This is a genomic window from Chryseobacterium lactis, assembly GCF_003815875.1.
Taxonomy (GTDB): domain Bacteria; phylum Bacteroidota; class Bacteroidia; order Flavobacteriales; family Weeksellaceae; genus Chryseobacterium; species Chryseobacterium lactis.
This window is the reverse complement of sequence record NZ_CP033924.1, coordinates 2138942-2152841: the sequence shown is the minus strand read 5'-3', so window position 1 is coordinate 2152841 and position 13900 is coordinate 2138942. Positions and strand designations below refer to the sequence as shown.

Annotated in this window: 13 protein-coding genes; 11 read left to right on the top strand and 2 right to left on the bottom strand. The window is 37.6% G+C overall.

What is annotated here, in order from left to right; all coding sequences use genetic code 11:
* Positions 1-45 precede the first annotated feature (45 nt).
* Complete coding sequence (gene rsmD, locus EG342_RS09300) at positions 46-618, top strand: 16S rRNA (guanine(966)-N(2))-methyltransferase RsmD (RefSeq protein ID WP_103291645.1); 573 nt, start codon at positions 46-48, stop codon at positions 616-618.
* Here the strand turns inward: rsmD and EG342_RS09295 are convergent.
* On the bottom strand, positions 615-962 hold the full coding sequence (locus tag EG342_RS09295; RefSeq protein ID WP_103291646.1) for a winged helix-turn-helix transcriptional regulator: 348 nt from the start codon (positions 960-962) through the stop codon (positions 615-617). The two genes, rsmD and EG342_RS09295, sit on opposite strands and share 4 nt — an antisense overlap.
* A gap of 84 nt (positions 963-1046) precedes the next feature.
* Between EG342_RS09295 and EG342_RS09290 the strand changes: the two genes are divergently transcribed.
* Complete coding sequence (locus EG342_RS09290; protein WP_103291647.1) at positions 1047-1649, top strand: NAD(P)H-dependent oxidoreductase; 603 nt, start codon at positions 1047-1049, stop codon at positions 1647-1649.
* 36 nt (positions 1650-1685) lie between these two features.
* On the opposite strand, the gene EG342_RS09285 is transcribed toward EG342_RS09290, so the two are convergent.
* Positions 1686-2735, bottom strand: coding sequence for a substrate-binding domain-containing protein (locus tag EG342_RS09285; RefSeq protein ID WP_103291648.1), 1050 nt, complete (start codon positions 2733-2735; stop codon positions 1686-1688).
* Between the two features lie 232 nt (positions 2736-2967).
* Between EG342_RS09285 and EG342_RS09280 the strand changes: the two genes are divergently transcribed.
* The 9 genes from EG342_RS09280 to EG342_RS09240 are packed head-to-tail and all read left to right on the top strand — an operon-like array spanning position 2968 to position 13819.
* On the top strand, positions 2968-3918 hold the full coding sequence (locus EG342_RS09280; RefSeq protein WP_213083881.1) for a class II fructose-bisphosphate aldolase: 951 nt from the start codon (positions 2968-2970) through the stop codon (positions 3916-3918).
* A complete protein-coding gene (iolE, locus tag EG342_RS09275; RefSeq protein WP_103291649.1) occupies positions 3915-4796 on the top strand; it encodes a myo-inosose-2 dehydratase in 882 nt (293 codons plus the stop codon). The genes EG342_RS09280 and iolE overlap by 4 nt, the downstream gene beginning before the upstream one ends.
* A 17-nt stretch (positions 4797-4813) precedes the next feature.
* Positions 4814-5845, top strand: a complete 1032-nt coding sequence (locus EG342_RS09270; protein WP_103291650.1) for a Gfo/Idh/MocA family oxidoreductase — start codon at positions 4814-4816, stop codon at positions 5843-5845.
* Between the two features lie 24 nt (positions 5846-5869).
* Positions 5870-6736 carry a 5-deoxy-glucuronate isomerase gene (iolB, locus tag EG342_RS09265; protein ID WP_103291651.1) on the top strand — a complete coding sequence of 289 codons (867 nt, stop codon included), beginning with the start codon at positions 5870-5872 and terminating at the stop codon, positions 6734-6736.
* A 20-nt stretch (positions 6737-6756) separates the two neighbouring features.
* Positions 6757-7761 carry a 5-dehydro-2-deoxygluconokinase gene (gene iolC, locus EG342_RS09260; RefSeq protein ID WP_103291652.1) on the top strand — a complete coding sequence of 335 codons (1005 nt, stop codon included), beginning with the start codon at positions 6757-6759 and terminating at the stop codon, positions 7759-7761.
* 18 nt (positions 7762-7779) lie between these two features.
* Positions 7780-9660, top strand: a complete 1881-nt coding sequence (gene iolD / locus EG342_RS09255; protein ID WP_103291653.1) for a 3D-(3,5/4)-trihydroxycyclohexane-1,2-dione acylhydrolase (decyclizing) — start codon at positions 7780-7782, stop codon at positions 9658-9660.
* A 9-nt stretch (positions 9661-9669) separates the two neighbouring features.
* Positions 9670-11148: a CoA-acylating methylmalonate-semialdehyde dehydrogenase gene (locus EG342_RS09250; RefSeq protein ID WP_213083880.1), complete on the top strand. Its 1479-nt coding sequence runs from the start codon at positions 9670-9672 to the stop codon at positions 11146-11148.
* Positions 11149-11194: 46 nt separating this feature from the next.
* The gene (gene iolG / locus EG342_RS09245) at positions 11195-12172 is read left to right on the top strand and encodes an inositol 2-dehydrogenase (protein ID WP_164465165.1); all 978 of its coding nucleotides are present in this window, start codon (positions 11195-11197) and stop codon (positions 12170-12172) included.
* Positions 12173-12214: 42 nt separating this feature from the next.
* Positions 12215-13819, top strand: a complete 1605-nt coding sequence (locus EG342_RS09240; RefSeq protein WP_246008760.1) for a solute:sodium symporter family transporter — start codon at positions 12215-12217, stop codon at positions 13817-13819.
* The last annotated feature ends 81 nt before the right edge of the window (positions 13820-13900 follow it).

Sequence of the window (13900 nt, the reverse complement as noted above, 5' to 3'; positions counted from 1 at the left end):
GAATTACTTTAACTTCCTGAAGCTTTTACCTAAACCCTAAAAAATATGTTCAGAATAATATCAGGCAAATGGAAGGCAAAAAAAATTGCTGCACCTAAAAACTTTGACGTAAGACCTACGACTGATTTCGCAAAGGAGGCACTTTTCAGCATCCTTGAAAATAAATACGATATGCAGTCGATCTCTGTGCTTGACCTTTTTGCAGGAATTGGTTCTATTTCTCTGGAATTGGCTTCGAGAGGATGTCAGGATGTTACTTCTGTAGAAATGAATCCGAAACATACCGCATTTATCAACTCTACGGCTTCTGATCTTGACATGTCTGTTCAGATCAATGTACAGCGAGGAGACGTTTTCGATTGGCTGAAGAAATTCAGAAACAAAAAATCGTTTGAGATTGTCTTCTCTGATGCACCTTTCGAGATGGAAGAAAAAAAATATCACGAACTGATTTCTTTAGTTTTGCACAATAAATACCTGAAAGAAAATGGAATTCTTATCGTGGAACATCAAAGTCGTATGAAGCTGGATCATCCTAATCTGATTGATACCAGAAAATACGGAAATATCACTTTCAGTTTTTTTGAACCGAATAAACAAGATAATCAGGAACTTTAATTCCTGATTATTTTTTTTGATATCACCGGAGCTTCTATTCCCCATTTTGTGATCGCCTCTAAAACAGGCAATAAGGTTTTTCCAAATTCTGTCAATTCATATTCAACCACTAAGGGAGGTTTTTCTGTAAAAACGGTTCTGTTTACAATACCATCTTCCTCCAGCTGCTTAAGCTGCAAGCTTAATGTCCTCTCCGTAATCGTAGGAATAGATTTTCTTACTTCACTGTATCTTTTAGCACCATCAATTAAATGATGTAAAATAACCGCTTTCCATTTCCCCCCGATAAACTTCATGGTAACACTGGTACAACAAGGGTATTCTTTATTATCAATTGTATACATTTTTATACTATCATTTTTTACCGTTATTGCAAAGTTAGTAAACTTAAATTAATTTTGTAACTATAAAAATGATAGTATAAAATTATGAATTTTTTAAACAAAATGAAATCGAGATATACTGTAAAAAAGTATAATCCACAAGAAACAGTAAGTGAAGAGAAAATCCAGCAGCTTAAAGAAATTCTGCAATTGAGTCCTTCTTCGATCAATAGCCAGCCATGGAATTTTATTTTCGTAAATAATGATTCTAAAGTAAAAGATCAATTGGCGGAGGCCTCTTACTGGAACAAAGAAAAAGTATTGGAAAGCAGCCATTTAATTATTTTCCAAGCACTTAAAAATCCGGAAGATTTTGAAAAACAAATTGAAGGGGTTCTACCTGAAGGATCTGTAAATTATTACAACAACTTTGTAAAGCCAAAAGGAGAAACAGGAATCAAGTCTTGGCTAAAACACCAGGTTTATTTATCATTAGGAGTATTTCTTTCTGCCTGCGCTGATATGGAAATAGATTCTACTCCCATGGAAGGTATTGAACCTGATAAATATGATCAAATTCTGAACAATGAAAAATACGAGACTCTTTTTGCAGTTGCTATTGGTAAAAGAGATGAAACAGACGCCAATCAGCCGAAATTCAATCCAAAGACGAGGCTGAAAACTGAAAAAGTAATTGTGGAAGCATAATTATCTTTCTACATAAAACCTGGAATATTTCATCGATCAATGCATGTAATATTCCAGGTTTTCTTTGGTTATAATATGAATGGGAGACATATAAACCTTGTTCAGGTTTTCACCGTGTACAAGATGCTCGAACATAAGTTTAACACTTTTATAACCTTGTTGAAAGGGTTCCTGACCAATTAGAAAAGTGATGATATCTTTATTCAGAAACTTTCTATTTTCTTCAGTCACATCATACCCGACGATCATATCTAATTTTATCCCGTGTGTTTCAAAATATCGTCCTGCTTTAGTTACCGCATTGGATGGAAAGAATATCCCGCCGGCATCTTTATAGATATCCAGACTATCTCCAAGTAATTTATAAAATTGCTTAGTATTCTTGTTCGGAACTCTTATTTTTTCAACTTTCACATGAGACTCGTAATCTGCGAAAAAGCTCATAAACCCCTTTACACGTTGATCCAGTCCATAATAATTTTCAAAATCTTCCAGGACCTCCATGATTAAAACTCTTGGCTTCTCCGTATTTCTTGCAATATGAAAAAGTTGGGCTGCTAGACGCCCGCTTCCGAATGAATCCTGTCCTACAAAAGAGACATTATTAAATCCTTTCAAAGGAACGTTTAAAAATAGGTAAGGAATATTAAGAGCATTCAGTATATCACTTCTTTCCTGCGTTTCTTTAACAAAATGTGAAGCAATGATAATCCCATCCAGATTTTTATTCTTCAGAATTTTGTCTAATTCTTTGCTGTAAGAATCTACATTAAATTCATCAAAATAGGACACGGAAACTTTCATTCCATAACTGGAAACCTCCTCAATAGCTTTAAGAACTCCTCTTTTAGGATATTCCCAAAATGGACTGGCAGCATTAAACAAGGGCATCAAAACGGCCACCTGATATATTTTATTCAGAGCAAGATTTCGCGCAATAACATTAGGTTTGAACCCTCCCGCCTGTTCAATGATTTCCGTTACTCTTTTTTCAGTACTTTCTGATACTCCTCCTCTATTATGCAGTATACGATCAACTGTTCCGGGGGAAACGTTAGCTAATCGGGCGATTTCCTTGATTGTCAAAATATATAATTTAGTATAATAACAAATATAAAAACATTTTTCTCGTTTTTCTCACCCTTCTCAAATTCCCTTTAATCCTACAAATAAACAATAATTAAAATAAATTTTTAATAAATATTTTGCTAATTACAAATTAATATATAAATTCGTGTTCGAACACAATGTAAAAATATTAAATAAAATGGTTAATTTATTACATATAATATAATTAACAACAGACTTTAATTAGCAAATGATGAAAATTAATTCACTTACCCTTTTAAAAGAAGCTTACGGGAAGTTTTGTATCCCTGCAATTAACGTTTCCATGCCCGAGCAGGTGTATACTTTATTTAGTACGGCACATAAAATGAATGCGCCATTTATTATTCAAACAACTCCTGCTGCAAGAGAATATATGCACCCCGTAATGCTTCTTAATTATGTAAAGGCAGCTGCAAAAATATATCCCGATGTTCTTTTTGCTCTACATCTGGATCATGGTGATGAATCTCATATCTATCATGCTATTGAGTCGGGTGAATACACCTCTGTAATGATTGATGCCTCTCATGATCCTTTGGAAAAAAATATTGAGCGGACAAAGCTGGTCTCTACCAGGGCTCATCTTAAAAATATTTCTGTAGAAGCAGAACTTGGAGTGCTGAGCGGTGTAGAAGATCATTTGAATATAGAAGAAGAGAATGCCCTATACACCAATCCTGCTGACGTGGAATATTTTGTAAAAGAAGCAGGATGTGACAGTCTCGCCGTTGCGGTAGGTACAAGCCATGGTGCCTATAAATTCTCTGGAGGCAAAGGTCTTCGTTTTGATCTTTTAAAAGATATTCAGAGAAGAGTGCCCGGATTCCCGATTGTTTTGCATGGTGCTTCTTCCATAGATATCGACGAGGTAAAACGAATTAATGCTACCGGAGGAAAGATCAAAGAAGATGCGAAAGGAATAACTGAGGAAGAAATAAGAAAAGCTATCCCCTATGGGATATGCAAACTGAATATCGCTACCGATCTCAGAATATTATGGATAAGAGTATTCAGAGAATATTTCCAGAACCATCCTGATCAATTGGATCCATTAAAACCAGGCATTCAATATATAGAAGAATTAAAAAAACTGTTCGAAAAAAAATTTGAGATACTCGGCAACAGCAATAAAACACAACTTTATAAAAAACACTTATGATACAATTAGGAATTGCTCCCATCGGCTGGACTAATGATGACATGCCTGAACTGGGGAAAGACATTACTTTCGAACAGTGTATCAGCGAAATGGCTCTGGCAGGCTATACAGGCTGTGAAGTAGGAAACAAATATCCTGAAGATCCCTCTGTTTTAAAAAAACATCTCGACATAAGAGGACTTACTATTTGTAACCAATGGTTCAGTTACCAACTGACAACTCAATCTTATGAACAGGTAAAACAGGGTTTTATCAAGCAACTGAATTTTTTAAAACATTTCAATTCAAAAATAGTAGGCGGTGCAGAGTGTGGAAATACCATTCATGGAGAATACAACACGGCTATCACGCAACGAAAAAAAGCTTCAGATGAAGACTGGAAGAAGCTCACCAACGGATTGAACGAACTTGGAAAAATCGCCCTGAACGATTTCGGAATGCATCTCTCATACCATCATCATATGGGTACAATGGTACAAACTATCGATGAAACCGAGCGTCTATTGAACGAAACAAAAGAAAAATATGTACAACTTAATTATGATTGTGGGCACTTCGATTTTGCCAATGAAGATCCGGTAGAAGCATTGCAGAAATTCATAAGCCGTACGGCACATATTCATTTTAAAGATGTAAGAAAAAATATCAAAGAGCAGGTATATAAGGAGAACTTAAGTTTTTTGCAGGCCGTAAAACTGGGAATATATACCGTGCCCGGTGATGGGAATCTTGATATGCAGGCTCTAGCTAAAATTATTCATGAGAACCAATACAAAGGCTGGATTGTGGTGGAAGCCGAACAGGACCCAGCTAAAGCCAATCCTTTTGAATATGCCCAAAAAGGATATCAATTCATGAAAGACATTTTAAAATTCTAAAAAAGAAAAACACATCTATGAAAAAACTGAATATCGGAATTGTCGGACTGGGAAGACTTGGCAAAGAATATGTAAAAAATCTGACTTATCTGGTTCCCAATGCCCACATGATTGCAGCATGCAGCATCAAAAAAGAAGAACTGGAGTATGTAAAAGATACCTATAATGTTCCCAATCTGTATTCTTCATATGAACAAATGCTCGATCAGCAAAAAGATATGGAAGCTGTAGTGATCGTTACTTCAACAGATCAACATGCTGATCAGATCATTAAAGCTGTTGAAGCCGGTTACCATGTTTTTTGTGAAAAACCTCTTGCCCTTAATATAGAAGATTGTATCCGTGTTGAAAAAATAGTTGCAAAACATGCTGACCGGATTACTATGTTAGGATTCGTAAGAAGATTTGATGCCAGTTATGCTGATGCTAAAACTAAGATCAACCAGGGACTAGTAGGAACCCCTTATTTATTGCGTTCTCAAACCGTAGATAAAGATACTTTTGCTCCGTTTCAAATTGAATTTTGCACCACTGGCGGCGGTATATTTCATGATTATAACGTGCATGACATTGACCTTGCTCATTGGTATCTAGGCTCAAGGATTGAAAAAGTATGGGCCCTGGGAGGGGCTTATAGATTCCCGGAGTTCGGTTTGGCCGGAGATGCAGACAATACAGCGGCTATGTGTGAACTGCAAAACGGAACGATGGCCATAGTATTGGCATCCAGAATTTCCTCTTTCGGTCACAATACCTGTACGGAAATTTTTGCCACAGAAGGGAATTTGAAAATAGGTGATCCTCCAGTAAAAAACATGCTTCAGATTTCAGATAAATATGGTATCCGAAGAGAAGGGATGGAAACATTTTTTGATAGATTTCAAGCTGCATTTTTAACACAAATCCAATCTTTTGTAGATCATGTTTTAGAAAAAAGGCAGCCTGAACTTACCATGAATAATGCAACCAATGCAACTCTGGTAGCTACAGCTCTAACAAAATCTTTCAAAGAGAAAAAACCAATTACTATTGCTGATCTGATCTCTTAGATAAAACCCTTAACAGCAACACAAATGAGTCTTTTAATACAACCTCAAAAACAAAAAATTTACCAAAGTATCTCTGCTGAAAGTGCAGGTTGGACATGGTTAAATTTTGAAACCCGCCTTATGGGTCCACTTGAAACCTGGACCTATGATACGGGAGAACATGAAATGGTTATTGTCCTATTATCCGGCAATTACAAAGTAGAAAGCAACCGGGGAAACTGGGAAACCGGCAATGGAAGAAAAAATGTATTTCAAGGGGTAGCCCATACCCTTTATCTTCCCAGAAAAACACAATTTACCCTTACATCAACCTCTGATACTTTGGATATAGCCTACTGTTGGTGTAAAGCTGATCACGATTTTGAACCTCATCTGATCACTCCCGAAAAAACTCCTTCAGTAATTTTTGGTGGAGACAATGCTACAAGGCAGTTTAATGACCTCATCCCTCCCGGATTTGCCTGCTCCCGAATCGTATGCAGAGAAGTATATACCCCATCCGGAAACTGGAGTTCATTTCCCGCTCATAAACATGACGAAAGAATTGTAAACGACAGAGGCCAATTACAGGAAGCCCAACTGGAAGAAATTTACTTTTATAAATTTCAGGAACCGGAAGGATATGCGATTCAACAGATCTATACCAAAGACGATAAAAATCCGTTAGATGAGATCTTACGGGCAAGACATAATGATGCCGTATTGGTTCCAAAAGGTTATCATCCGGTAGCAGCTGCCCATGGCTACCATTGTTATTATTTAAATTTTCTGGCAGGCTCAGATCAGTCTTTAGCCAATACTACGGACAGCGACTATGAATGGATTTTTGATTCATGGAAACAAAAAGATCCCCGCCTTCCTTTAGTCACTCCTGCCATGAATAATCAGTAAACAATTAATAAAAAGTAAAAATGAAATTTGATCTATTAACATTTGGACGGGCCAGTATCGATTTATATTCTAAAAATATTGGGGCGGAGTTTAATGATATTAAACTACTCAGCACCGCAATTGGCGGCTCACCAGTCAATATATCTGTAGGAGCACAGAGATTGGGACTTAAAACCAGTATCGTAACAGGCGTTGGAAATGATCCTATAGGTAGTTTCATTATCAATGCTTTACAACAGGAAAAAGTAGATGTTTCGCATGTCAATACAATAGAAGGCACTACAAGTACTGCCGTAGTCTGCGGCATTGTTCCCCCTGACAAGTTCCCGCTGGTATTTTATCGGGATAAAGCTCCTGACAATTACCTTAGTATTGACATGGTAAATACGATAGATTTCACCCATTACAGGTCCTTTTTGATGACTGGTACTGCACTATCTGTTGAGCCTACCCGGAGTGCAGCTATTTATGCTACCGAAAAAGCCAGAGCTCAGGGAGCAACCATTTTTTTAGACATAGATTTTAGAGCTAATTTATGGCATGATGTACGTGCATTCGGAGTTACCCTTCGCCAATACCTGCCTCTTTGTGATATTATTATGGGTACAGAAGAAGAACTTCTGGCAATGGGACTCACAGAGTCTGATCAGGTAAAAATTAAAGACAATGCCATTTCTTCACCTACTATAGAAGGAGATATCAATGCCGTGATTAAACAGGTATTATCTTCCGGAGTCAAACTTTTGTTGGTAAAAACGGGAGCCAAAGGAGTGTCTGCCTATTACCCCGATGGCAGAATAGAAAACATACCCGGGTTTCCTGTAGAAGTCGTAAATGTATTGGGCGCAGGAGATGCATTTGCTTCCGGATTTATTTATGGATATCTTCAAAATTGGGATACTTATCAATCTTGCCGGCTTGCTAACGCTTGTGGCGCCTGGATAGTGACCAGGCAGGGATGTAGTAACTACGCTCCTACCTATGAAGAAATTATCCAATTTATTAAAGATAAAGGAGGCTTTTAACTACTTCAATGTTGAATTATGGACACAAAAAGATTAACTGTAGCACAGGCTACGATTGAGTTTTTAAAAAAACAGTATACAAAAAGAGATGGAAAAGAGCAGCCATTTTTTGCAGGATGTTTCGGAATTTTTGGACATGGAAATGTGGCTGGATTTGGAGAAGCTTTGAAGCAGAATCCCGATTTCACATATTATCAGACCCGCCATGAACAGGCGATGGTTCATACGGCTGCAGCCTATGCAAAGATGAAGAACAGGTTACAAACATTTGCCTGCACAACTTCCATTGGCCCTGGAGCTCTCAATATGATTACTGCAGCTGCAGGAGCCACTATTAACCGACTTCCCGTCTTATTGCTTCCGGGGGACTTTTTTGCAACCCGCTCAGCTTCTCCATTACTGCAACAATTAGAATCGGGTCATACTCAGGATATTTCAGTGAACGATTGCTTTAAACCGATTTCAAAATACTGGGATCGCATTCAACGTCCGGAGCAGCTTACTTCGTCTTTACTGGAAGCGATGAGAGTTCTTACCTCGCCGGCAGAGACCGGTGCTGTTACCCTAGCTTTTCCACATGATGTACAAACGGAAGCTTATGATTTTCCTATGCACCTTTTTCAGAAAAGAATCTGGTATATCCCAAGACCTCTACCGGATTTTCAATTATTAAAGCATGCCATCAGCCTTATCAGAAAATCAAAAAAGCCAATGATTGTCGCTGGAGGAGGAGTCATCTATTCTGAAGCAGAAGAAGAATTAAAATCTTTTTCAGAGCAATTTGGAATTCCGGTTGTTGAAACGTATGCAGGAAAAGGATCACTTCATTATGAACATCCATTTAATCTTGGAGCAATAGGAGGTACAGGGACTAAGGGAGCCAATAAAATTGCAGAAGAAGCAGATCTAGTCATTGGAATAGGCACCCGTTACGGAGATTTTATGTCAGCATCAAAATCAGCCTGGAAAAATCCGGAGGTTACTTTTATTAATATCAACATTACAGAAATCGATGTTTTTAAGCATAGCGCTGTTCCTTTACAGGGGGATGCAAGAGAAATCCTGAAAGTAGTAAGGAAAGCATTAGGTAATTACCATACAGAAAAAAAATATGTGGAAAAAATTCATGCATACCACAGTGAATGGGACAAGATTGTAGCAAAGGCATATTCATGTGAAAATCCTGATGCCCCAGTTCAGGCAGAATATATTGGAGCTCTCAATGATTTTATAGATGATCAGGATGTTGTTTTATGTGCAGCCGGTTCTCTGCCGGGAGATCTTCATAAACTATGGAGGACTAAAAGTTCAAAAAGCTTTCATCTTGAATACGGAAATTCTTGTATGGGATATGAAATTCCAGGTGGACTTGGCGCTAAAATGGCCTCTCCTGATCGGGAAATATATGTTATGTGTGGTGATGCTACTTATCTCATGATGCCTTCTGACCTGATCACCACTTTGCAGGAAGGATACAAAATCACAATCATACTCATCAACAATAGTGGCTATGCTTCTATTGGAGGTCTTTCTCAATCTGTGGGTGAAGAAGGATTCGGAACTTATTTTAAATATAGAAATAAAGAGACAGGACAACTTGACGGGCCGCCACTAATGACAGATCTGGCAAAAAATGCAGAAAGCCTGGGAGCAACAGTTTTCCGACCACAAAATATGGATGAGTTTAAAGACAGTCTTGTGAAAGCCAAAAACAATACGGAGACAACTGTTATTTATGTAGAGACCATCCGGGATAGAAAACTTCAGGGCTACGCTTACTCGTGGTGGGAAGTGCCCATCCCTGAAATATCAGTTTTTCCGGAAGTCATTGAAGCCAGAAAACAGTATGAATTAAATAAAAAACAGCAACAGCAGTATATAAAGCCTAACCAATACTAATTAATACAAATGATGAAAAAAATAGAAAATTACATCAACGGAGCATGGGAAAGCAGTATTTCCACACAATATACTTCAGTACACAATCCTGCCACTCAGGAAATTATCGCACAAGTTCCTAATGGTCCGGATACCATAAAGGATGTTAATAAAGCTGTACAATATGCTCATCAAGCTTATCTTGAATGGAAAGATGTTCCTGCAATGAAGAGAGTACAGCCGCTTTTTAAAATGAAAACATTATTAGAAAACCATCAGGAGGAGATTGCAAAGCTTATTACCAATGAGTGCGGAAAAACCTTTACGGAATCTTTAGGTGAAATACAACGTGCAATTGAAAATATTGAGGTTGCATGTGCCACCTATGTTCTTAATCAATCTGAGTTTTCAGAAAACATAGCTCCGGGAATAGATGAGTTCATGATCAGGCAGCCATTAGGGGTATGTGCTTGTATTACGCCATTTAATTTTCCGGGAATGATCCCTTTCTGGTTTCTTCCCTATGCTATTGCTACGGGGAATGCTTTTATTTTAAAATCTTCAGAAAAAGTACCTACCACCATGCAATATGTATTTGATCTTATTCACCAACATATAGATTTGCCTAAAGGTCTTCTAAGTCTGGTACACGGTGGAAAAGAATCTGTGGATGCTTTACTGCAACATCCGGATGTGAAAGCCATTAGTTTCGTAGGCTCAACTCCAATAGCCAAATACATCTACTCTGAGGGTGCAAAATATGGAAAACGCGTACAAGCGCAGGGTGGAGCAAAAAACCCCGTCGTTATTATGCCTGATGCTGATATTGATATGACGACTAAAATCATTACAGATTCAGTATTTGGCTGCGCCGGGCAACGTTGTCTTGCCGCCTCTCTTATCATTACAATCGGAGACAACAAAAATATCAAAGAAGCTTTGATTGAAGCAGCAAAATCCAGAAAAGTAGGCTATGGATTGGAAGATGGAATAGAAATGGGGCCCGTAATTTCTCAGGAAAGTAAAACAAGAATTGAAGGACTTATTAAAAAAGGAGTTAATGAAGGCGCTAATCTTCTGGTAGATGGAACCCAGAAAGGGGTTTCCGGGTTTGATAAAGGCAACTTCCTCTACCCTACTATTTTAGAAAATGTTCCATTAGATAAAGAGATTATTTCTACGGAGATCTTTGGACCGGTAATGAGTCTGCTCAATTTCAAATCTATGGATGATTCCATTCGGTTTATTAACAGTGGACGTTATGGCAATATGGCTTGTATTTTCACTCAAGACGGTCTTTCAGCCAGGAAATTCCGAAGTGAAGCAATGGCAGGTAATATAGGAATTAATGTAGGTGTGGCCGCTCCGGTAGCTCAATTTCCTTTTTCGGGATGGAAAGAATCTTTCTTTGGCGATCTTCACGCACAGGGACGCCATGGAATTGAATTTTATACCCAAACAAAAGTAGTGATTGAACGCTGGCCTAAAACCTGGTCAAGAACATTTTAGATTTTTCCCGCTTCATAAAAAAGACACCAATAAAACGATACACACAGTGGATACTATATTAAAAATAGCAGTTATAGGACTTGGGCGAATTGGGCAAATACATCTGGCAGCATTAAAAACATTTAAAAATATCAAGATTACTGCTGTATCTGACATTTCTCCGGAACTTGCAAAATGGACAGCTGCAGAATACCAAATCCCTCATTTTTACACCAATTACCAAGACATCTTTCAACAAAAAGATATTGATGCAGTATGGATATGCTCTCCTACAAGCTATCATCTTGCACAGGTAAAGGAAGCATTGGACAGTAACAAATATATTTTCTGTGAAAAACCTCTGGACAAAGACAGCAATAATATTCAATCTTTAATCGATATTTATCCCGACCTCAACCATCGGCTCATGGTAGGTTTTAATCGACGTTTTGATCCTGACTTTGCTGCCGTTAAAGCAAGTTTAAAAAAAATAGGAAAACCAACTATTATTAAAATTACCAGTAGAGATCCCTTCCCTCCAACGGCAGAATACACCAGGGCCTCAGGAGGAATTTACAATGATATGAGCATCCATGATCTTGATATGGCTCGCTTTATCAGTGAAAGTGAAGCTGAGCAGGTAATTGCCGTAGGTTCTAAAAATTATACAGATGATACAGATACAACACTGATTACCATAAAGTTTAAAAATGGAATCATCTGTAATATTGATAACAGTAGAAAGGCTTCCTATGGCTATGATCAACGCCTGGAAATATTGGGAGACAAAGGAATGATCTCTGTAGAAAATAAAAAGATCAACCATCTCACTTTTTATTCAGAAAATTCTTTAGAAAGCAGTGTACTTGAACCTTTTTTTCTGGAAAGATATAAGGATTCATATATAGAAGAAATAAAAGCATTTATCACTTCTATACAGGAGAAAAAAGAGTTTCCTTCCACAGGGGAAGACGCTCTTAAAGCTTCAATATTGGCTGATGCCTGTGAAAAGTCATTAGAACAAAAAAAAATAATTTTTCTATAAAAATAATGTTCTAAAATTTCAACTAAAAAAACACATAATCTTATGCTTATTACATTAATTACATTTTTCCTATTTACTGCCGGAGTAGCTGTTGCTTCCTGGTGGTTTACCAGAAAGACAAAAATGGCACATTCTTCCGTAGGATACTTTCTCGGAGGACGTAACCTGACTGCTATTTTAATTACAGCATCTCTATTGCTTACCAACCTGTCTACAGAACATTTAGTGGGGCTTAACGGAAGTGCTTATGCTTTTGGAATGGAGGTGATGGCCTGGGAAACAATGGCTGCATTAGCCCTCGTACTGATGGCCGTCTATTTTCTTCCCAGATATCTAAAAATGGGCCTGGTAACCATTACAGAATTCCTGGAGCTTCGTTATGATAAACAAACCCGGGTAATCTGTTCCGGATTATTTCTATTGCTTTACATTACGACTCTTCTTCCGATTGTACTCTATACGGGAGCAATCAGCATGGAAAGTATTTTCGATGTTTCAAAAAATCTGAATATTGATAAATTAACAGCTGTTGTAATTATGGTAGTGGGCATTGGAGTTCTTGGTTCCTTATATGCTATTCTGGGAGGATTAAAAGCAGTAGCTATCTCTGATTTAATTAATGGTATTGGTTTAATTATTGGCGGATCACTGATTCCGATACTTGCATTTTGTAAAATAGGTGACGGACACTTTTTAACAGGTGTACATACCGTTTTTGAAGCTGTTCCGGATCGTTTCAATGCCATTGGAGAATCTACTTCCGATGTGCCTTTTTCAGTACTTTTTACGGGAATGTTTATTCCACAAATATTTTACTGGACGATGAATCAATCAATTATTCAGCGTGCCTTTGCAGCCAAAAATCTGGCAGAGGGACAAAAAGGAGTTCTTCTAACTGCTTTTTTTAAAATATTCATTCCTTTTGTTGTAGTCGTGCCGGGTATTATTGCTTATTATTATTTTAAAAATAGCTTAAATGATCCGGATTATGCATACCCGGAATTGGTAAAAGCTGTATTACCGGTAAGCCTTATCGGAATTTTTGCTGCGATTGTAGTAGGAGCTATTTTAAGCACATTTAACGGAGCTTTAAATAGTGCATCTACCTTATTTTCAATCGATATTTATAAAGGTTATATGAACCAAAATGCCACCGAAACACAAATTGTGAAAATAGGCAGAATCAGTGGAACCATTATGGCGATTGTAGCCATTGTTCTTGCTCCTTTTATCAGTATGGCAGGCAAGGGGCTTTATATTATTCTTCAGGAGTTTAGCTCCATCTTCAACATGCCGATTTTTGCCATTATCATTTCAGGATTATTACTCCCAAAGGTTTCAGCAAAGGCAGCAAAAATCGGATTAATAACCGGTACATCGCTTTATCTGTTTTCCAAATTTGGAATGGAAGCGATGGGTGTTCATATACATTTCCTGCATCGTTTGGCGGTGGCATTTATTGTTACGATTCTTACATTGATTATCGCAAGCAGATACTATCCAAGGAAAAACAATTTTGTGATTCAGGATACCGGAGCCGTAAATGTGGAAAACTGGAAATATGTAAAGCCAGCATGCATCTTCATCGCTATTCTTACCATTGTAGTTTTCATTCTTTTAAGCCCTGTAGGAATTATTCCTAAATAATAGCCTTTTTTTCAGACGAGTTTTCATACCATTTAATATATTTTTAGAATGCAGACTGCCGATAATTTACATGTACCGGCA